This window comes from Curtobacterium sp. VKM Ac-1395, from assembly GCF_015350975.1.
In the GTDB taxonomy this organism is placed as follows: Bacteria; Actinomycetota; Actinomycetes; order Actinomycetales; family Microbacteriaceae; genus Curtobacterium.
The window spans coordinates 136,334-156,737 of the sequence record NZ_JADKRX010000005.1 but is presented as its reverse complement, the minus strand read 5'-3'; the positions used below and the strand labels follow the sequence as shown (position 1 = coordinate 156,737).

The window sequence follows — 20,404 nt, the reverse complement described above, 5'->3', positions numbered from 1 at the left end:
GCGATCGACCCCGCTAGACCAGGAGCTGGTGCTTCGCCAGGTCCCGGTACAGCGGGGTCGACTCGACGAGTTCCGAGTGCGTCCCGACACCCACGACCCGGCCGTGCTCGAGCACGACGATGACGTCCGAGTCCACGACGGTGGACAGCCGGTGTGCGATCACGAGCAGGGTGCGGTCCTCGGCGACGGCGTCGATGGCCAGGCGCATCTTCTGCTCGTTCACGCCGTCGAGCGAGGACGTCGACTCGTCGAGCAGCAGGATCGGGGGAGCGGCCAACAGGGCACGGGCGATCGCCAGGCGCTGGCGCTCACCACCGGACAGCATCACGCCGTCCTCACCGACCTGGGCGTCGAGCCCGCGGGCGTCACGGTGCAGGACCTCGCCGAGGTTGACGGCCTCGAGCACGCGGACGCAGTCCTGCTCCGACGCGGTCGGTGACCCGAGCAGCAGGTTGGCCCGGATGGTGCCGGCGAGCACGGGAGCGTCCTGCTCGACGTACCCGATCTGTGCGCGGAGCTCGTCGCGGTCCAGCCCGCGGACGTCGATCCCACCCAGGCGGATGACGCCGTCGGTCGGGTCGTAGAAGCGCTCGATGAGGGCGAGGGTCGTGGACTTGCCCGCGCCAGAGGGTCCGACGAGGGCGACCCGCGATCCGCGCGGCACGCGGAAGGAGACGTCGTGCAGCACCGCCTGCTCGTCGTCGGACGCCCCGGCGACTTGACCACGGCCTCCTGGCTGGTCGGCACGGTCGCCGGACGCGACCGCGCCGTCGGGACCGCTCGCGTCGGCGGAGCGGGCGTACCGGAACGACACGTGTTCGAAGGTGATGGCGTCGTCGGTGGCGACCGCTGCGGCGGGCCGGACGGCGGCGTCGTCCTGGTCCTCGGTCGGCAGGTGCAGGATCTCCTCGATCCGGCCGAGCGCGCCGAGCGCCTGGGCGACGGCGACCGCTGCCCCCATGGCCTGCCCGAGCGGCATGATCATCATGAAGAGCAGCAGGATGAAGGTGATGAGCGTGGCGATGGTGATCGTGCCCGCGGCGACCTGGGCCCCGCCGACGCCGAGGACGGCGATGAATGCCACCTGCATCACGATGCTCGCGACGGGGACGACGAACGCCGACATCTTCGCGATGTCGAGGCCGCGGCGGTAGGCCTCGGTCGCGTGGGTGTCGACCTCGGTGACCTCACGCTCCGTGGCACCGGCGGCGCGGATGGTGCGCACGGCGCCGATGCCGCGCTCGACGGCTGCGGTGAGGTCGCCGACCTTCTCCTGCGCACGCTTCGACGCGGCGCGGATGCGCCGGCTGAGACCGCCGACCACGACGATGGCGACGAGGACGATGGCGAGGGTGATGCCCAGCAGCAGCGGGTCGATGATCGCCATCGCGATGATCGCGCCGATGAAGGTGAGCGAGCCGCCGATCGACTCGATGAGGCCCTGGGTCAGGACGGCCCGCAGCAGCGTGGTGTCGCTGCCGACACGGGACACGAGGTCGCCCGTGCGGCGCGTGTCGAACTCGGAGATGGGCAGGTTCAGGATGCGCGCGATGAGCTTGCGGCGGGTGGAGAGCACGACGCCCTCACCGGCGCGCTGCAGCAGGAAGTGCTGGATGCCGTTGAGCAGTCCGGCCACGATGACGAGCCCGACCAGCAGCCACACGAGCATGCTCAGCGTGTTGCCGTGCTGCACCGCGGTGATCACCTGGTTCACCAGCAGCGGCTGCGCCAGGGACGCGCCCGCTCCGAGGATGCTCAGCACGATGATGACGACCATCGCCGGCTTGTTCTCGAACAGGTAGGACAGCAGACGTCCGAACGTGGCACGGGGGCCGTCGGTCGTCTTCGGGCGGGCGAAGGGGAGGCTCATCGTGTCCTAGTTTCTGCCGTACTTCTTGTGCACTGCCTGGCGACTGACGCCGAGGAGCGTCGCGATCTCCTGCCACGAGGCACCGGCGACGCGGGCGCGGCGGGCGGCGAGCTCCTCGGTGCGGTCGAGTTCCCGGCGGAGGTCGCGGACGCTGGCGAGCGCGGAGAAGGGGTCGTCCCCTGATGCTCCCGCTGCGAGGTGCGTGATCGTCGGCCGGTCCATACCTGTCAACCTACATTGACGCGCCGACATCCGTCAACCTGGGTTGACACTGGCGCCCTGCGCCCTGCGCCCTGCGCCCTACGCCCTGCGACCGGACGGACGGGAGGCCCGGTGCCAGCTGGCACCGGGCCTCCCGTCCGCGCAGGTGGTCGCGACTACCGCGTGCGCTCGGGGGAGGTGACGCCGGCGCGGGCCGCGTCGGCCTCGCCGAAGTCGCTGCCGCGGGTCTCGCGGACGAGCAGCAGCGCGACGAGGGTGACCACGGCCGCGATGGTCAGGTAGAGCCCGACGAGGAAGATGTTGCCGTCCGGCTTCCACAGCGCCAGGGCGATCGTCGGCGCCAGCGAGGCACCGAGGATCGAGGCGATGTTGTAGGCCAGCGCGGAGCCCGTGTACCGGACGTTCGCGGGGAACAGCTCCGGCAGCAGCGCCCCCATCGGCCCGAACGTCAGGCCCATCAGGGAGAGACCGACGATGAGGAACGTCACGACGGTGACCGGGCCGTGCGACGCCGCGAACCAGAACTGGAACGTCAGGCCGAACAGCGCGATCCCGATGGTCGTCGGGATGAGCGTGCGACGACGTCCGAACCGGTCGGCGAGCATCCCGGCGATCGGGGTGAAGATGCCGAAGAACACGACGCCGATCATGAGCAGCGTGAGGAACTCCCCGCGGGAGTACCCGAGGCCGACCTTCGGCACGAGCGCCGAGGCGGTGGCGCCGGTGGTGCCGTACGACAGCGTGAACGTGGTCATGAAGTAGAAGAGCACGTACGTGGCGACCATGCCGAAGGTGCCGACGATGACGGCCTTCCACGAGGTGCGGAACACGCGGCCCAGCGGGATCTTCGCGACGGTGCCGGACTCCTGCACGCCGCGGAACACGGTCGACTCGACCAGGCGGAAGCGGACGTACAGACCGACGAGCACGAGCACGGCGGAGAGCAGGAACGGCAGGCGCCAGCCCCACGCCTGGAAGTCGGGGTTGGGGGTGCCGTCGGCGCCGGCGGGCATCGCGGCGTTGATCGCGATGAACAGGCCGTTGGCGAGCAGGAACCCGATCGGTGCGCCGAGCTGGGGCATCGAGCCGAAGACACCGCGCTTGCCGGCGGGGGCGTTCTCCGTCGCGAGCAGTGCCGCGCCGGACCACTCGCCGCCGAGGCCGACGCCCTGGGCGAAGCGCATCACCGCGAGGAGCACGGGCGCCCAGATGCCGATCGAGTCGAACGTCGGCAGGCAGCCGATGAGGAACGTCGCCGTGCCCATCACGAGCAGCGAGGCGACGAGGGTGGTCTTGCGGCCGATGCGGTCACCGAAGTGGCCGAAGATGATCGACCCGACCGGGCGGGCGAAGAACGCCAGCGCGAAGGTCACGAACGAGGACAGCTGCGACGCGGTCGGGTCCTCGTTCGGGAAGAAGAGCGTCGGGAAGACGAGGACCGCGGCCGTCGCGTAGACGTAGAAGTCGTAGAACTCGATCGACGTGCCGATGAGGCTCGCGACGACAACCCGGGACCGCGGGTTCGTCTTCTGGGCGGGGGAAGGTGCAGCCGATGTGGCGGGCATGGTCGTTCTCCGTGCAGAGCGCCCGGACCGGGCGCGGCTGTGCCGAACGGCGGACACCGTGTGGGCCGCGTGGTGGGCGGTGACCGACGGGTGCGCTCGGGAGGTGGTGGACCGCTCGTGACGGAAGGACCAGTCTATGTCCGCCACCACCGACCTGCGAATCCGCCCCACGACGGGCGAGCGGTCAGTTGTGTGCGCCGGCCTCGAGGTGCGCGGGGAGCTGGTGGCCCATCCGGTCGCGCTTGGTGTCGAGATAGCCGGCGTTCTGCGCGGAGATGCCGACGACGAGCGGCACGAGGCCGTCGACCGTGATGCCGTGCTCCTCGAGCTGCCGGCGCTTCTCCGGGTTGTTCGACAGCAGCCGGACGCGGCCGATCCCGAGCTCGGTGAGGATGCCGGCGGCTCCGCCGTAGGCGCGGGAGTCGGCGGGCAGGCCGAGCGCGAGGTTGGCGTCGAGGGTGTCGAGGCCGTCCTCCTGCAGGCGGTAGGCCTTGAGCTTGTTCACCAGGCCGATGCCACGGCCCTCGTGCCCACGGAGGTAGACGACCACGCCGCCCTCGGCCGCGATGGTGTCGAGCGCGGCGTCGAGCTGGGGGCCGCACTCGCACTTCAGCGAGCCGAAGGCCTCGCCGGTCAGGCACTCGGAGTGCACGCGCACCAGGGCGCCGTCCTTCGGGGCGGAGCCGTCCGGGAGCGCGCCGATGATCGCGACGTGCTCCGCTCCGGTCACCAGGTCGTGGTAGGCGCGCATCTCGAACGTGCCGTGGGTCGTCGGCACCTTCGTCGCGACTTCGAACCGGACCGGACTGCCCGGGGTGGGGGATGTCAGGGCGTCGGTCATGTGGTGCTCCGGTCGGTACGGGCCCCGTCGTCTGCGTGCTGTCCGGGCTGCCGCTGTGTGGCCGCGGGGATCGGTCGTGCACGCACCAGCAGGTCGGGGCCGAGGCTGGTGGTCGATAGTACGTCCAACCGCAGACGTTCCTGCATGCTTCCCACGCCGATGTCCCCGAGGGCGACCCGGGGGCCGCCGAGCAGCACGGGGGCGACGTAGGCCAGCACCTCGTCGACGAGTCCTGCGGCGATGAACGCCGACGCGACGGTGGGGCCGCCCTCGACGAGGACGGTGCGGATGCCCTCGGCGGCGAGGGCCTGGAGCGCCCGGTGCGGGTCGTGTCCGGGGAGCTGCAGGAACCCGCGCGGGTGGCGGCGGACGGCGGCGTCGGCCGGGACGTCGCGGTCGCCGAGCACCACCGCGAGCGGCTGGTCGGCGAGGAGCTCGCCGGCGTCACCGCGGGCGGTCAGGGACGCGTCGTCGGCGAGGACGGTGCCGGTGCCGACGAGGATCGCGTCGTGGGCGGCGCGCTGCTCGTGGACGTGCTGGCGCGCGGCGGCGCCGGTGATCCACCTGCTCGACCCGTCGGCTGCCGCGGCCCGGCCGTCGAGACTCGACGCCCACTTCACGGTCACCCACGGACGACCCAGACGGACCGACGTGAGCCACCGCTCGAGGAACGCGGTCGCCTGGTCGGCGAGGACGCCGGAGACCACGTCGACCCCGGCGGCACGGAGACGGTCGGCACCGCCGTGCACCGCCGGCCCCGGGTCGTCGATGGCGTAGACGACCCGGGCGACGTCGGCCTCGATGAGCGCGACGGAGCACGGGCCGGTGCGACCGACGTGGTCGCAGGGTTCGAGGGTGACGACGACCGTCGCCCCGCGCTGCTGCTCCGGCGTGAGCTGTGAGAGGGCGTCGACCTCGGCGTGCGCGGTGCCGGCGCCACGGTGGTGGCCCTCGGCGATGGTGGTGCCGTCGGGGGCGAGCACGACGGCGCCGACGCGGGCGTGGTCGCCGAGCGCGGGACCGAGCGCGGCGAGCTCGAGCGCCCGGCGCATGGCCCGCACCTCGGTCTCCGACACGGACCCGTCGGGTCCCTCCGACACTGACCTGCTGTTCACGAGCCGAGACTACCGGGACGTCGGGACGGCCCCTGGGGCATCACCCGGAGCGTACGACTCGGACGGCCACGGCAGGTCGGACGCCTGGGTGCCGTCGGCACGACGGAGTCCCTTCCACGCCGACGTGGGGGAGCCGTCCCGGCCGGGGATGTTCGCGCTGCCGGTGCCCGTGTACGCGAAGCCCGCACGCCGGGCGACACTCGCCGAGGCCACGTTGCCGACGTAGCACTCCCAGTACACGTCGGGCGCGCCACGGTCGAAGGCCCAGTCGACGACCAGCGCGACGGCGTCGTGCACGAGCCCCTGCCCGCGGGCACCGGGTGCGAGCCAGAAGCCGAGGTCACGGTGGGCCGTGCGGTACGAGATCACGCCCTCGAGCCAGATCGAGCCCGTTCGACGGATCGCCCAGGTGTACTCGCGGTCGGACGCCCACCCCGGTCCGACGAGCGCGTCCACGAAGGCGGCGGCGTCCTGCGGGCGGTACGGCGTGGGAACGGTCGTCCACCGCACCACCTCCGGGTCCTGGCAGCCCTCGGTGATCGCGACGGTGTCGGAGCGGGTCGGGACGTCCAGGCGGACCCGGTCGGACGCGAGCGTGACGGGGAGCACGTCAGCGGCGCACGCGCGGGACGAACCCGATGCGGTCGTAGACACGGGCGAGGGTCTCGGTCGCGATCGACTCGGCACGGTCGGCGCCGAGCGCGAGCAGGCGGTCGAGCTCGGCCGGGTCGTCGAGGAGCTCCAGCGTGCGGGCGCGGACCGGCTCGAGTTCGGCGACGACGGCGTCGGCCACCTCGCCCTTGAGGTCCCCGTAGCCCTTGCCGGCGAACGAGGCCTCGAGCTCGGCGACCGGCGTGCGGGTGAACGCCGACAGGACCGACAGCAGGTTCGTCACGCCGGGCTTCTCGGTGCGGTCCGCGCGGATCTCCCGCTCGGTGTCGGTGACCGCCGACCGGATCTTCTTCGCGGTGCGCTTCGGCTCGTCGAGGAGCAGCACCAGGCCCGAGTCCGAGGCTGCGGACTTGCTCATCTTGCTGGTCGGGTCCTGCAGGTCGTAGATGCGCGCGGTGTCGGCGAGGATCCGGGCCTCGGGCACGACGAACGTGTCGCCGAACCGGGAGTTGAAGCGTCCGGCGAGGTCGCGGGTGAGCTCGACGTGCTGGCGCTGGTCGTCCCCGACGGGCACCACCTCGGCGTCGTAGAGCAGGATGTCGGCGGCCATCAGGACCGGGTAGGTGAAGAGCCCCACGGAGGCGGCCTCGGCACCCTGGCGCGCGGACTTGTCCTTGAACTGGGTCATCCGGCTCGCTTCGCCGAACCCGGTGAGCGTGTTGAGCACCCAGGCCAGCTCGGCGTGCGCGGGGACGTGCGACTGGATGAACAGCGTCGAGCGCTCCGGGTCGATGCCGGCGGCGATGTACTGCGCCGCGGTGCGACGGGTGTTCTCACGCAGGGCGGCGGGGTCCTGCGGCGAGGTGATCGCGTGCATGTCGACCACGCAGAAGATCGCGTCGTGGTCGTCCTGCAGGTCCCGCCACTGCATGAGCGCGCCGATGTAGTTGCCGAGGTGCAGCGAGCCGGCGGACGGCTGGATGCCGGAGAAGATGCGGGGGTTCGTCATCGTGGTGGTTCCTGTGGTTCGGGGTGGGGGAAGCAGGGTCAGAGCTCGTAGTCGACGACCACGGGGGCGTGGTCGGACCATCGCTGGTCGTACGCGCTCGCGCGGTCGACCGTGTACGTCTGCACCGTCGCGGCGAGCTCGGGCGTGGCCATCTGGTAGTCGATGCGCCAGCCGGAGTCGTTGTCGAAGGCCTGTCCGCGCCAGGACCACCACGTGTACGGGCCGTCGACGTCGCCGGACTGCTCGCGACCGACGTCGACCCAGCCGAGGCCGGGCCCCGTGGAACCGTCAGCGCCCTCGACGGGTTCGCCCTCGGTGCCGAAGAACCGGCTGAAGTAGGCACGCTCCCGCGGCAGGAAGCCCGCACGCTTGACGTTGCCCTTCCAGTTCTTGATGTCGCGCTGGTCGTGCCCGACGTTGAGGTCACCGACGACGACGGCGAGCGGGTTGTGCGCGCGGACCTGTGGCAGCCGCTCGGTCATGGCGTCGAGGAACTTCCACTTCTCGTCCTGCTTGGGGGTGTCCGCTTCTCCGGAGTGGACGTACGTCGACACGACGGTGACCATCGTGCCGTCGATCTCGTAGTCGGCCTCGAGCCAACGACCGGCGGAGTCGAACTCCGCGGGGCCCAGCTCGACGCGGTGGATGTGCGCGCGGTGCCGAGAGGCGATCGCGACGCCCGCACGGCCCTTCGCCGAGGCCGGGTCGTGGACGACGTCCCACTCGTCGCCGAGCAGGGCGGTCAGGTCGTCGCTCGACGCACGGACCTCCTGCAGGGCGAGGACGTCCACGTCACGTGTCGCCAGCCAGTCGCCCATGCCCTTGCGGAAGGCGGCGCGCACGCCGTTCACGTTGACGGATGCGAGGCGCAGGCGAGTCATGCAGGACACCTTATCGGCGGTGGCCGACAGCCTGCGGACGCGGGTGCGCGCGCACTGGAGGCCCGGTGCCAGCTGGCACCGGGCCTCCCGTCGGCGACGCAGGTCGCGGTCACCGCGACCAGTGCGGTCAGGCCGCGTCGTGGTCCGTCTTCAGGAACTCGACCAGGCTGTCGGCCGTGGTCTCGGCGTCGTCGCCGGTCACGGTCAGCGTGACCTCGTCGCCGTTCTCGACCCCGAGGCCGAGCAGACCGAGGATGCTGCCGGCGTTGGCCGACTTCTCGCCCTTGTTGATCGTGACCTGGTGCCCGGACGCGGTGACGCTCTGGACGAACAGCGACGCCGGGCGGGCGTGCAGACCGGATCCGCTGGCGACGGTGACGGTGCGGGTGGCTTCGGACATCGATGAACTCCTTCGACGGGATGGTCGGCCCATGCTAGCGAGCCGGTGGTTGGGGGAGACCGACGGTCAGGACCGGCCGGGCCAGAACACCTCGGCGCCGGCGGCCTCGACCTCGCGGACCAGGTCGAGGTTGACGGCGGGGTCGGTGATGATCGTGTCGATCGCGGCGAGCGGGGCGACGCGGCCGAACTCCTCGCGACCGAACTTCGTGTGGTCGGCGAGCAGGATGCTCCGTCTGGCGGCCTTGATCATCGCGGACTTCACGGCTGCCTCGGCCATGTTGTGCGTGGTCAGGCCGCGCTCGGGCGTGATGCCGTTGATGCTGATGAAGGCCACGTCCACGCTGACCATCCCGATGAGCTGGTGCGTCCACGTGCCGACGCCGGCGAGCGAGTCGCTGCGGATGTTCCCGCCGAGCAGGTGCAGGTCGATGCCCGGGCGGTTCGCGACGGCCATCGCCACCGGCAGCGAGTGCGTGACGACGGTGAGCCCGCGGTCGGTCGGCAGCATCTCGGCGAGGCAGATCGTCGACGTGCCGGCGTCGATCATGACCGAGCCGTTCTCGGGCAGCTCCTCGAGCGCGGCTTCGGCGATCACCATCTTCTCCGGCTGGTTGATGCCGCCGCGGTCGCCGACGCCCGGGTGCAGGGTGATCCGCTCGACGGGGATCGCACCGCCGTGGGCACGCCGGACGAGTCCGCGGCGCTCGAGGGAGGTGAGGTCGCGCCGGATGGTCTCCGGCGTGACCTCGAGGAGCTCGGCGAGGTCCTTGACGTCGACGCGGCCCGCGGCACGGGCCTGCTCGACGATGCGCTGGTGGCGCTCTGGTGCGTACATCGGACCTCGGGGTCTCGTGGTGACGGCGTCCGTCTGACGACTTCGGAGCAGAACTGACCACTTCGGAGCAGAACGGACACGGACGGATGCGTGCGCGGCGACCGACGCCCGACGTGGGGGCAGGTCAGACCGAAACGGGCATCTGTTTGTGCATTTTTATCCCCGGATGTGTTTGTTTGTCAACGCGGATCGAGGTATGGTGCTCCAAGCCGCACGGGCGTGGTCCGTTCGTGTCGCTGTGCACCGAACTGAACCACCCCACCGCAAGCGCGTGTGAGATGAAGGAGTCTCGAATGTCCGAACTGCTCGGAACCGGCGTCGGCCGAGGCGTTGCCCACGGCACCGTGCTCCGGATGGCGGACCCGCTCGGCGAACCGTCGACCGCACCGCTCGAGGGCTCGTCGGACGACGCCAAGCAGGCCGTGCACGCAGCGCTCGCCGCGGTGGCCGAAGACCTCACCAAGCGCGGACAGCTCGCCGGCGGCGACGCCCAGGCCGTGCTCGAGGCCCAGGCGCTGATGGCGCAGGACCCCACCCTCCTCGACGACGTGCACACCCGCATCGACGGCGGCACGAACGCCGAACGCGCCGTGTACGAGGCCTTCGCGCAGTTCCGCGACCTGCTCGTCGGCATGGGCGGCTACATGGGGGAGCGTGCCGCCGACCTCGACGACGTCGCCCAGCGCATCGTCGCCAAGCTCCGCGGGGTGCACGCCCCGGGCGTCCCCGAGTCGGACACCCCCTTCGTGCTCGTCGCCCGCGACCTCGCCCCGGCCGACACCGCACTCCTCGACCTCGAGAAGGTCCTCGCGCTCGTCACCCGTGACGGCGGCCCGACCTCGCACACCGCGATCCTCGCCCGCGCCAAGGGCATCACCGCCATCGTCGGCGTCACCGGCGCGGACGACCTCACCGACGGGCAGGTCGTCGTCGTCGACGCCGCAGCCGGCACCGTCGTCACCGAGCCCTCCGCCGAGCTCGTCGCCGACGTCGAGCAGCGCATCGCCGACCGCCTCGCCGCCGCCGCTGCTCCGTTGACCGCCGGGGCACTCGCCGACGGCCACGTCGTGCCGCTGCTGGCCAACCTCGGCAGCCCGGCCGACGCCGCCGGCGCCGTTGCTCTCGGTGCGGAGGGCGTGGGGCTCTTCCGCACCGAGTTCCTCTTCCTCGACTCGCCGAAGGCGCCGACGGTCGACGAGCAGAAGGCCTCGTACGTCCAGCTCCTCGCCGCGTTCCCGGGCAAGAAGGTCGTCGTCCGGGCGCTCGACGCCGGTGCCGACAAGCCGCTGCCGTTCCTGACCGACAAGGACGAGGAGAACCCGGCGCTCGGCCGCCGCGGGCTCCGGGCGCTCCGGAACCACCCCGAGGTGCTCCGCGACCAGCTCACCGCGCTCGCCCAGGCCGACGCCGAGACCGAGGCGGACCTCTGGGTGATGGCCCCGATGGTCGCCGACGCCGAGGAGACCGAGTACTTCGTCGACCTGGCCCGCGAGCTCGGGATCCGCACCGCCGGCGTGATGGCCGAGGTCCCCTCGCTCGCGCTGATGGCCGAGCAGGTCTTCGTCTCCGCCGACTTCGTGTCCATCGGCACGAACGACCTGACCCAGTACACGATGGCCGCCGACCGCATGCTCGGCACCGTCGCGAACTACCAGGACCCCTGGCACCCCGCCGTCCTGCGCCTCGTCGCGCAGCTCGGCACGGCCGGTGCCGACGCCGGCAAGGCCGTCGGCATCTGCGGTGAGGCGGCGGCCGACCCGCTGCTCGCCGTCGTGCTCGTCGGCCTCGGCGCCACCACCCTCTCCATGACCCCCGCGGCCCTCGCCGACGTGCGTGCCGAACTCGGCAGGCACACCCTCGACGAGGCCCGCGAGATGGCCCGGGCGGCACTCGCCGCGTCCACGGCGGCGGCCGCGAAGTCCGCCGCGGCGGCCGCGCACGCCGCCTGAGCCACCCAGCACCACCCCGCAGCACCCAGCACCCCCAGCACCAACCCGTCCCCTCCACGCAGCAGCACCACCACACAGAAAGTCACCGCACATGACAACGTCGTCCGTTGCAGCGCCAGACGCCCCCGCCCAGTCGCGGGGTGGCGCACGCGTCGCCGTTCAGAAGTTCGGCACGTTCCTCTCCGGCATGGTCATGCCCAACATCGCGATCTTCATCGCGTGGGGCATCATCACCGCTTTCTTCATCGAGACCGGCTGGACGCCCGTGGGCATCCTCGGCGGCTTCGGTGAGACGAACGGCGTGGCGAACGTCGGACTCGTCGGCCCGATCCTGACCTACCTCATCCCGCTCGCGATCGCGATCCAGGGTGGCCGGATGGTCTACGAGACCCGCGGCGCCGTCGTCGGGTCGATCATGACCATGGGCGTCATCATCGGTGCCAGCGGCACGACGATGATCCTCGGCGCGATGATCTGTGGCCCGCTCGGCGCCTACCTGATCAAGCAGGTCGACCGCATCTGGGACGGCAAGATCAAGCCCGGCTTCGAGATGCTCGTGAACAACTACGCGGCCGGCATCCTCGGCTTCGGTCTCGCGATGATCGGCTTCTTCTGGCTCGCCCCGCTGTTCAAGCTCATCGCCGAGGGCCTCGGCGACGCGGTGAACTTCCTCGTGCAGCACTCCCTGCTGCCCGTCGCGAGCATCATCATCGAGCCCGCCAAGGTCTTCTTCCTCAACAACGCGATCAACCACGGCGTGCTCGACCAGCTCGGCGCGCAGCAGGTCCAGGAGTCCGGCAAGAGCATCCTGTTCCTGCTCGAGGCGAACCCCGGCCCCGGCCTGGGCATCCTGCTCGCCTTCACCTTCTTCGGTGTCGGCATCGCCCGCTCGACCGCTCCCGGCGCGATCATCATCCAGTTCTTCGGTGGCATCCACGAGATCTACTTCCCGTACGTGCTGCAGAAGCCGATCCTGTTCATCGCCGTCATCCTCGGTGGTGCGACCGGTGTCGCCACGAACGTCGCCTTCAAGTCCGGCCTCGTCGCCCCGGCGTCGCCCGGCTCGATCTTCGCGGTGCTCGGCGCCACGGAGCGCAACAGCTTCCTCGGCGTCATCCTCTCGGTGATCCTGTCGGCCGCGGTGTCCTTCGCCGTCGCGTCCTTCTTCCTCATCGCCACCCGCAAGCGCGACCTCGCCGCCGGCAACGCCGGTGACATGAGCGCCGCGATGGCCAAGCTCCAGGCGAACAAGGGCCGCGACGTCAACGCCGCGACCTCGGGCCTGCTCGGCAACAACGCACCCCGCAACGACGAGGAGACCGAGGCCGCCTTCGGTGGTGTCGGTTCCGGCACCGCCACCGCGACGCGCGTCGAGAACGTCGTCTTCGCCTGCGACGCCGGCATGGGCTCGAGCGCCATGGGTGCGAGCGTCCTCCGCAACAAGATCAAGAAGGCCGGCATCGAGGGCGTCACCGTCGTCAACAAGGCCATCGCGAACCTGTCAGGCGACGAGGACCTCATCATCACGCAGGAGGAACTGACCCCCCGCGCCAAGCAGAAGAACCCGAACGCGCAGCACGTGTCGGTCGGCAACTTCATGAACGCACCCCAGTACGACCAGGTCGTCGACCAGCTGAAGAACCAGTAACACCGACCGGGTCCGTCCAGCGGCCCGATCCACCGGCCGGTCCACGACCAGTCAGCAAGTGCACGATGGAGAGGGGGCGGGCAACCGCCCCCTCTTCCACATCCACGGAGCGCTCGAACACGACGCGTCCATCCACGAACCGAGGAGAACCACAGATGCCCGTCCTGCAGGAGAGCCAGATCCGGATCCACACCGAGGACACCGCCCCGACCAAGTCGGAGGCGATGAAGGAGGCCGCCGAGATCCTCGAGGCCGCCGGTGCGGTCACGGGCGACTACTACCCGGCCATGCTCGAGCGCGAGAAGAGCGTCTCGACGTACATGGGCAACTTCCTCGCCATCCCGCACGGCACGAACGACGCGAAGGACGCCATCAAGTCCTCGGCCCTGTCGTTCATCCGCTACGCGGCGCCGATCGACTGGGACGGCAACGAGGTCCGCTTCGTGGTGGGCATCGCCGGCGTCAACAACGAGCACCTCGACATCCTGTCGAAGATCGCGATCGTCTTCTCCGACGAGGACGAGGTCCAGAAGCTGACGGACGCCCCGGACACCGCCGCGATCCTCGCGATCCTCGGTGAGGTCAACGAGTGAGCACCGCCGTCCACTTCGGCGCCGGCAACATCGGCCGCGGCTTCGTCGGGCTCCTGCTGCACGAGGCCGGCTACGAGGTCGTCTTCGCCGACGTCGCCGCCCCGGTCATCGACGCCCTCGCCGCCGCTGACTCGTACACCGTGCACGAGGTCGGCACCGGTGCCCAGGACCACGAGGTCACGAACTTCCGTGCGCTCAACAGCGCCCAGGACGAGCCGGCCGTCGTCGCGGAGATCGCCACGGCGGACATCGTCACCTGTGCCGTCGGGCCGAACGTCCTGAAGTTCATCGCACCGGTGATCGCCGCCGCGCTGCAGCAGCGCGACGCCGACGCAGCCCCGATCGCCGTGATGGCGTGCGAGAACGCCCTGAACGCGACCGACCGTCTCCGCGAGTTCGTCGTCGAGGCCCTGCCCGCCGACGTCCGCGACGCGAGCCTGGCCAAGGCCGTCTTCGCGAACACCGCGGTCGACCGCATCGTGCCGGCCCAGCCCGAGGGCGGCGGCCTCGACGTCACCGTCGAGACCTACTTCGAGTGGGCCATCGACCGGACGCCGTTCCACGGCACCGAGCCGGCGATCCCCGGCGCGCACTACGTCGACGGCCTCGCCGCGTCCATCGAGCGGAAGCTCTTCACGGTGAACACCGGGCACGCCACCGTCGCGTACCACGGCTTCCTCGCCGGGGCGGACAAGATCTCCGAGGCGATCGCGATCCCCGCCGTGCGCTCCGCGCTCGAGTCGGTGCTCGGCGAGACGAGCGACCTGCTCGTCCGTCGTCACGAGCTCGACCCCGAGGTGCACCGCGCCTACGTGGCCGCGATCATCGCGCGCTTCGAGAACCCGCACCTGCCCGACACCGTCACGCGCGTGGGCCGCCAGCCGCTCCGCAAGCTGTCCCGCGACGAGCGGTTCGTCTCACCGGCAGCCGCCCTGGCCGAGGAGGGCACCGAGCCCGTCGCGCTCCTCGACGCCATGGGTGCCGCGCTCCGCTTCGACGTCGCCGACGACGAGCAGAGCGTCGAGCTGCAGGCGCTCCTCGCCTCCGACCGTGCGGACGCCGACGTGGCGTCCGAGATCACGGGCCTGGACGCGGAGCACCCGCTGCACGCCGCGTTCACCGACCGGGTGCACGCCGCGCGTTCCTGACGCAGCCACCAACGGACGGGAGGCCCGGTGCCAGCTGGCACCGGGCCTCCCGTCCGTCACGGGGTCGCCGCTGCGGCTGCCGGTGCGGCTGTCGGCAACCGCCCTCAGGCGACGCGGAGCGTGAGGCCGTCGTGGTCGACCGTGATGCGTGCGGCGGTGACCCTGCCGAACGGGTCGCCGTCGAGCTGCAGCTGCTCCGGCGCGTCGAGTTCGAGGTCGAAGGACCGCGCACTCGTGTACCGGAGCGTCTTCGACGTGGGCAGGAGCCAGGCGAGCAGCCGGCCGAACCGGGTGCGGTGGAAGAACCGGTTCAGGGACAGCCCGTACCCGACCCCGCTCCAGCCGATGGCGCGCTTCGGCTGGAAGGCGACCGCGTCGAGCACGCCGTCGTCCGGCCGGGCGTTCGGCAGGAGCAGCACCCCGGCCGTCAACGAGCCGCAGTTGCCGACGATGACGGTGTGCGCCCGCATGGTCCTGGCGGGAGCGTCGTCCAGCCGGTAGCGGACCGCGACCTGCCGGTTCCCGATGACCGACCGGATGATCGGGTCGGAGTACGCGACCCAGCCGAACCGCTTCTTGAGCCGTGGACTGGTGTTCGCCGCCATGTCCGCGTCCAGCCCGATGCCCGCCATCACCAGGAAGGCGTGGCGCGCAACGGTCCCCTCGACGTCGGTCAGCTCCGCGAGCGCGACGTCGACCCGCCGGTCCGTCCCGGTGAACGCCGCACGGACGGCTGCGCGCACGTCGTTCAGCGGGATGCTGAGGTTCCGCGCGTACAGGTTGCCGGTGCCTGCTGGCAGCAGGGCGACGGGGACGCCGGACCCGCGGAGCTCCTCGGCGACGATCCGCAGGGTGCCGTCCCCGCCGGCGACCAGCACGACGTCGGCTCCTGACGCGCGGGCCGCACGGGCGGCCCCGCGGCCGTCGTCGGTGGCGTCGGTCTCGAACCAGACGCTCGACGCCCAGCCGTGTCCGGACTCGGCTGCCGTGACCGTCGACCGCAGCAGACCGACGTCGACCTTCACGGGGTTGACGACCAGGGCGAGGCGGTGGTCGGGACCGTGGGTGGGCTCGTCGTGCGGCATCGCGTCGACTGTAGTGGACCGCGCACCGGACACCGCCTGTGTCTGCGCCCGGGACGCCGTGCGCACTGCCTGGCCGATCCGCGCCCAGCAGCACCCCCCGAACGGGTCATCCCTGGGCGTCCGTACCCCGGTCGCGGGCCGGGATGCCTGAGACTCCGCTCACCGGGAAGCACGTGGGGGTCGTCGACGCCTGCCGGTGCTCCCCGATCGCAGGCAGGGGCCGTCATGGCCAGCACGCATCCCATCCGTCCGTTCGCGATCGTCACGACGGGGATCGGGCTCGCCGCGGTCCTGGCCCTCGGGTCGGCGTCCTCCGCTGCTGCAGCCACCGTCATCGACGGGCCGGTCGACCTGGGCACGGCCTCGACCTACGGTGTCCTCGGCGCCAGCACCGTGACGAACACCGGCCCCACGGTCGTCAACGGCGATCTCGGCCTGTCACCCGGCACCTCGATCACCGGGTTCGGCGGCGCACCGAACGGCGCGGTCAACGGTGAGACGCACCAGACCGACGCTCCCGCCACCCAGGCGCAGATCGACACGACGACCGCGTACAACGTGGCCGCGTCGCTCACGCCGAACCAGACCGGTCTCGGCGAGCTGAACGGACTCAGCCTGACCCCCGGCGTGTACCGGGGCGGGGAGCTGGCGCTGGCGAACAACGGCGCCCTGACCCTGGCCGGCACCGCCGACTCGGTCTGGGTGTTCCAGGCGGCATCGACGCTGACCATCGGCTCGGCGTCCCGCATCACGATCACCGGCGGCGCGAACGCCTGCAACGTGTTCTGGCAGGTCGGCAGCTCGGCGACCATCGGCACCCGCGCGCAGTTCCAGGGCACCGTCCTGGCCGACCAGTCCGTCGCCGCCACCACCGGTGCGACCATCGCCGGTCGGCTGCTCGCCCGGAACGCCGCCGTGACGCTCGACACGAACCGCATCACGGCGCCCACCGGCTGCGCCACGCCGGGCACCCCGCAGCCGAGCGTCGCACCGACGATCACCTCCGGCACCCCCGACGGCGCAACCGCCGGGACGCCGTACTCCTCGACCGTGACCGCGACCGGGCTGCCCCGTCCGACGTTCTCCGCGAACGGCACGCTGCCGGCCGGCCTGGCGATCAACGGCCTCACCGGCGTGATCTCGGGCACGCCCACGACGCCGGGCACCACCGCCGTGACGGTCACGGTCGGCAACGGCACCGGTCCGGACGCGGTCCAGTCCTTCGACCTGGTCGTGGCCCCCGCGGCGGTCGTCCCGACGCCGACGGCGACCGCCACGCCGACACCGACCGTCCCCACCGCCGTGCCGACGGTCGGCGTGCCGACACCCGGAGCCTCGGCCACGCCCGGCGCGGTCGGTGTCGGTGGCACGGGCGGCGGGACCGGCGGCGGTTCCGGCCCGTCCGAGCTCGCCTTCACCGGCGCTGACCCGGTCCCCGGCATCATGGCCGCCGGCTCGATGCTGGCCGCCGGTGCGTTCCTGCTCGTGCTCCGTCAGCGTCGCCGCACGGCAGCGCTGCGACGCCTCGTGCGCTGACGCCCTGGTGACGGAAGGACCCGGCTGCGTGGAGCGGCTGGGTCCTTCCCGTTGACCTCCTGCCGTGGCGGCGTAGCGTCCGAGCCATGACGAAGCAGTGGGTGGCGCCCAGCGCCGGTGGCAGCGAGGTCCTGACGTTCGTGGACGTCGACGTCCCCGCGCCGGGACCGGGTGAGGTCACGATCACGGTCCGGGCCGCCGGCATGAACCCCGCCGACACGAAGCACACCCGCGCGGGAGACCCCTCGGCGTACCCGATGGCGATCGGCTACGAGGTCGCCGGCGTCCTCAGTGCTCTCGGCCCCGACACGACCATCGCATCCGGCGGGGGAGCGGTCGGCGACGAGGTCCTGGCGTTCCGGATCGCCGGCGGATGGACGTCGTCCGTCACCGTGCCGGCGGCCGACGTCTTCGCGAAGCCGGCGTCGCTCGACGATGCGCAGGCGGCGAACCTGCTGCTGGCCGGCACGACCGCAGCCGACGTCATCCGCGTGACCCGAGCCTCCGGACGGGACACGGTCCTGCTCCACGGCGCCTCCGGCGCGGTCGGTGTCAGCGTCCTGCAGCAGCTGCGCCTGCTCGGGACACGGGTGATCGGCACGTCCTCGGTGCGTGGTGCCGACACCGTGCGCCGGTACGGCGGCGAGTGGGTCGCCTACGGCGACGGCCTGGAGGCTCGGGTCCGGGACCTCGCACCGCACGGTGTCGACGTGGCCATCGACTGCGTCGGGACGGACGAGGCGGTCGACGTGTCGCTGGCCCTGGTCGCCGACCGCGACCGGATCGTCACCATCGCGGCACAGGCACGCGCGGCGGCGGAGGGCTTCGCCGCGGTCGGCGGTGCCCAGCCGGAGAGCAAGGCGTTCCGGGACTCGGTGCGCCAGCGCCTCATCGACCTCGCCGCAGCCGGGCAGCTCGAGGTGCCGGTGGCGCGGACGTTCCCCCTCGCGGACGCGCGGGAGGCCGCCGAGCTGCTGGAGTCCGGACACCCGGGCGGCAAGCTCGCCCTGCTCCCCTGACGGGGGCCACACGGTGCCGGTCGGTTCTGATTGACTCTCACGAGTACCAGCCGACCAACAGGGAGCACCCGTGAGCGACCAGTACCCACCGCAGAACCCGTACGGGCAGCAGCCCGGAGGGCCCCAGTACGGCGGCCCGCCGCAGGGCGGGCAGCCCCCGTTCGGTCAACCGCCGTCCGGCCAGCCGTCCTCCGGACCGGGTGGCGAGCCGCCGCTGTGGGCGCCGTGGTACGGCATCTCGTTCCCCAAGGCCCTGGCACGCTTCTTCAAGAAGTACGTCGCCTTCAGCGGTCGTGCCAGCCGGAGTGAGTTCTGGTGGGTCGTCCTGTGGAGCGTCGTCATCTCGATCGTCATCAGCCTGATCGGTGGCGCGGTCGACGGCGCTGCCGGCACCCACCAGGACCAGTACGGCAACGGCCCGTTCGAGAACACGCTGTCCGGGCTCTGGGGCCTGGCGACGCTGCTGCCGAGCATCGCGATCCAGATGCGCCGCCTGCACGACGCGAACTTCAGCGGCTGGTTCTGGCTGCTCGTCTTCATCCCCGTCCTCGGGTGGATCGCCCTCATCGTGCTCAGTGCGATGCAGTCGAACCCCGCGGGGCAGCGCTTCGACCGCCCGGAGGCCACCCGATGAGCACCGACGGCACGCCGCAGTGGAACCAGCCGCAGGGGAACCCGGCGCAGCCCCAGGGCCAGCGCCAGGACCAGGACCAGCAGTGGCAGCAGCCCGGGCAGTACGACCAGCAGCCGGGGCACACGCCGCAGTACGGTGCGCCGGTGCCGACCGGGCCCGCCGGCGAGCCGCCGCTGTGGGCGCCCTGGTACGGCATCGCGTTCCCGAAGGCCGTCCACCGCTTCTTCAAGAAGTACGCCCGGTTCGACGGTCGCGCCAGCCGCAGCGAGTTCTGGTGGTGGGTGCTCGCGAACGCGATCGTCTACATCGCCCTCTACGCCGTGCTGCTCGCGGTCATCGTCGCCACGGGCGACACGACCTCGTCGAGCTCGGCGACCGGCGTGCAGGCGAACGCGACGTCGAACTCTCCGCTCATCGCGATCCCGATCGGACTGCTGGGCCTGTGGGTCCTCGCGACCATCATCCCGAACATCGCCATCGAGGTCCGTCGTCTGCACGACGCGAACCTCGCCGGCCCCTTCTGGTTCCTCTCGGTCATCCCAGGCGTCGGCCCGATCGTGCTCCTGGTGCTGATGCTGCTCGAGTCGAGGCCCGAGGGGCAGCGGTTCGACCAGCCCGAGCGCGGCTGACTCGACACCGGGTGGGACACGACGAAGCCGCCGTTCCCCGGGGGAACGGCGGCTTCGTCGTGGTGCGGACCGTGCGCCCGGTCCGAGCAGACGGCGTCCGGCTCAGACGGCGCCCGGCTCGGACGGCGTCCGGCTCAGACGGCGCGGACGCGGACCAGTGAGCCGTCGACGACGAGGTCACGCACCGTGAGCGACTGGTCGGCGACCTGGAAGCGCAGCGCGCCGCCGGGCTGGTCGAACCACGGCTGCACGAAGCGGACCGTGACCAGGAACGGGCGGTCGACCACGTAGCGGTGGACCTCCGGTGCCTGGACGACGTGCGACGGGAGCGACCGCGCCGGCAGCGGGGTGTCGAGCGGGTGGAGCAGGTAGCCGTCGGGGCCACCGATGCGGTCGACGGGGACACCGGCCGGGATCTGGATCGTCAGCCCCTGCTCGCCGGCCTGGCCGACCTGCTGCGCGAGCTGCGGGTACGTCGAGGCCGCACGGTCGCGGAGGCCGTCGAGTTCGTGCCGGGGCAGGTCGCGCGGCTGCGGGAACGGACGGTTCAGGAACCGTCGGAGCATCTCGACCGCGTCGTCCTCGCCACGGGCCGTCGCCAGACGACGCGCGGTGCCGTAGTCGACGACCTCGAGCGCGAAGGTGTCCGCTCCGTCGGCGGGGACCAGGCGCAGGGCGCCCTCCACCGGCGGCTCGTGCAGGGTCTCACCGGGGAGCTGCACGTAGCGGATCGTGTAGCCGAGCTGGTCGAGGATGGGGCGGGTGTCCGCGAACGTCATGAGCGGGAGCCTACTGGGCTGACCTCTGCCGG

The 20,404-nt window shown here is 71.6% G+C and carries 19 protein-coding genes and 1 pseudogene; 8 read left to right on the top strand and 12 right to left on the bottom strand.

Annotated features, from left to right (window positions below; all coding sequences use genetic code 11):
• Positions 1-13: 13 nt before the first annotated feature.
• The 10 genes and pseudogenes from ITJ68_RS14250 to ITJ68_RS14205 form a co-directional block, all read right to left on the bottom strand.
• Positions 14-1,870 (bottom strand): ABC transporter ATP-binding protein, encoded by a 1,857-nt coding sequence (locus tag ITJ68_RS14250; protein WP_194662101.1) that lies wholly within the window; start codon positions 1,868-1,870, stop codon positions 14-16.
• Positions 1,871-1,876: 6 nt separating this feature from the next.
• The gene (locus tag ITJ68_RS14245; protein ID WP_194662099.1) at positions 1,877-2,092 is read right to left on the bottom strand and encodes a hypothetical protein; all 216 of its coding nucleotides are present in this window, start codon (positions 2,090-2,092) and stop codon (positions 1,877-1,879) included.
• Between the two features lie 155 nt (positions 2,093-2,247).
• Entirely contained in the window at positions 2,248-3,657 is a 1,410-nt protein-coding gene (locus ITJ68_RS14240) for an MFS transporter (RefSeq protein WP_194662097.1), read from the bottom strand.
• Positions 3,658-3,841: 184 nt separating this feature from the next.
• Positions 3,842-4,465, bottom strand: a pseudogene (gene ribA, locus ITJ68_RS14235) (GTP cyclohydrolase II); the annotation flags it as partial.
• Positions 4,466-4,494: 29 nt separating this feature from the next.
• Positions 4,495-5,550, bottom strand: a complete 1,056-nt coding sequence (ribD, locus tag ITJ68_RS14230) for a bifunctional diaminohydroxyphosphoribosylaminopyrimidine deaminase/5-amino-6-(5-phosphoribosylamino)uracil reductase RibD (protein ID WP_194662485.1) — start codon at positions 5,548-5,550, stop codon at positions 4,495-4,497.
• A gap of 72 nt (positions 5,551-5,622) precedes the next feature.
• Positions 5,623-6,267, bottom strand: coding sequence for a GNAT family N-acetyltransferase (locus ITJ68_RS14225; protein ID WP_194662091.1), 645 nt, complete (start codon positions 6,265-6,267; stop codon positions 5,623-5,625).
• Positions 6,224-7,234, bottom strand: coding sequence for a tryptophan--tRNA ligase (trpS, locus tag ITJ68_RS14220; protein WP_194662088.1), 1,011 nt, complete (start codon positions 7,232-7,234; stop codon positions 6,224-6,226). Before trpS ends, ITJ68_RS14225 begins: the two co-directional genes overlap by 44 nt.
• Positions 7,235-7,272: 38 nt before the next feature.
• The gene (locus ITJ68_RS14215; protein ID WP_194662086.1) at positions 7,273-8,115 is read right to left on the bottom strand and encodes an exodeoxyribonuclease III; all 843 of its coding nucleotides are present in this window, start codon (positions 8,113-8,115) and stop codon (positions 7,273-7,275) included.
• 127 nt (positions 8,116-8,242) lie between these two features.
• A complete protein-coding gene (locus ITJ68_RS14210) occupies positions 8,243-8,515 on the bottom strand; it encodes an HPr family phosphocarrier protein (protein ID WP_071270420.1) in 273 nt (90 codons plus the stop codon).
• Between the two features lie 66 nt (positions 8,516-8,581).
• A complete protein-coding gene (locus ITJ68_RS14205; protein ID WP_194662083.1) occupies positions 8,582-9,352 on the bottom strand; it encodes a DeoR/GlpR family DNA-binding transcription regulator in 771 nt (256 codons plus the stop codon).
• Between the two features lie 293 nt (positions 9,353-9,645).
• Between ITJ68_RS14205 and ptsP the strand changes: the two genes are divergently transcribed.
• The 4 genes from ptsP (at position 9,646) to ITJ68_RS14185 (ending at position 14,690) form a co-directional block, all read left to right on the top strand.
• Positions 9,646-11,301, top strand: a complete 1,656-nt coding sequence (gene ptsP, locus ITJ68_RS14200) for a phosphoenolpyruvate--protein phosphotransferase (RefSeq protein WP_194662081.1) — start codon at positions 9,646-9,648, stop codon at positions 11,299-11,301.
• A gap of 91 nt (positions 11,302-11,392) precedes the next feature.
• The gene (locus ITJ68_RS14195; protein ID WP_194629992.1) at positions 11,393-12,949 is read left to right on the top strand and encodes a PTS mannitol transporter subunit IICB; all 1,557 of its coding nucleotides are present in this window, start codon (positions 11,393-11,395) and stop codon (positions 12,947-12,949) included.
• Between the two features lie 155 nt (positions 12,950-13,104).
• Entirely contained in the window at positions 13,105-13,542 is a 438-nt protein-coding gene (locus tag ITJ68_RS14190; protein ID WP_194662079.1) for a PTS sugar transporter subunit IIA, read from the top strand.
• Positions 13,539-14,690 (top strand): mannitol-1-phosphate 5-dehydrogenase, encoded by a 1,152-nt coding sequence (locus tag ITJ68_RS14185; protein ID WP_194662078.1) that lies wholly within the window; start codon positions 13,539-13,541, stop codon positions 14,688-14,690. Before ITJ68_RS14190 ends, ITJ68_RS14185 begins: the two co-directional genes overlap by 4 nt.
• A gap of 104 nt (positions 14,691-14,794) precedes the next feature.
• Here the strand turns inward: ITJ68_RS14185 and ITJ68_RS14180 are convergent, their stop codons facing one another.
• Positions 14,795-15,775: a diacylglycerol/lipid kinase family protein gene (locus ITJ68_RS14180; RefSeq protein WP_194662077.1), complete on the bottom strand. Its 981-nt coding sequence runs from the start codon at positions 15,773-15,775 to the stop codon at positions 14,795-14,797.
• Positions 15,776-16,000: 225 nt separating this feature from the next.
• On the opposite strand from ITJ68_RS14180, the gene ITJ68_RS14175 reads away from it, so the two are divergent.
• From ITJ68_RS14175 to ITJ68_RS14160, 4 genes are all read left to right on the top strand, one after another.
• The gene (locus ITJ68_RS14175; protein ID WP_194662076.1) at positions 16,001-17,311 is read left to right on the top strand and encodes an ice-binding family protein; all 1,311 of its coding nucleotides are present in this window, start codon (positions 16,001-16,003) and stop codon (positions 17,309-17,311) included.
• 86 nt (positions 17,312-17,397) lie between these two features.
• Positions 17,398-18,330, top strand: a complete 933-nt coding sequence (locus ITJ68_RS14170; protein WP_194662075.1) for an NADP-dependent oxidoreductase — start codon at positions 17,398-17,400, stop codon at positions 18,328-18,330.
• A gap of 70 nt (positions 18,331-18,400) precedes the next feature.
• Positions 18,401-18,964, top strand: coding sequence for a DUF805 domain-containing protein (locus ITJ68_RS14165; protein ID WP_194662074.1), 564 nt, complete (start codon positions 18,401-18,403; stop codon positions 18,962-18,964).
• Positions 18,961-19,593: a DUF805 domain-containing protein gene (locus ITJ68_RS14160; protein ID WP_194662073.1), complete on the top strand. Its 633-nt coding sequence runs from the start codon at positions 18,961-18,963 to the stop codon at positions 19,591-19,593. The genes ITJ68_RS14165 and ITJ68_RS14160 overlap by 4 nt, the downstream gene beginning before the upstream one ends.
• A gap of 134 nt (positions 19,594-19,727) precedes the next feature.
• On the opposite strand, the gene ITJ68_RS14155 is transcribed toward ITJ68_RS14160, so the two are convergent.
• Complete coding sequence (locus ITJ68_RS14155) at positions 19,728-20,372, bottom strand: TNT domain-containing protein (RefSeq protein WP_194662072.1); 645 nt, start codon at positions 20,370-20,372, stop codon at positions 19,728-19,730.
• Between the last annotated feature and the right edge of the window lie 32 nt (positions 20,373-20,404).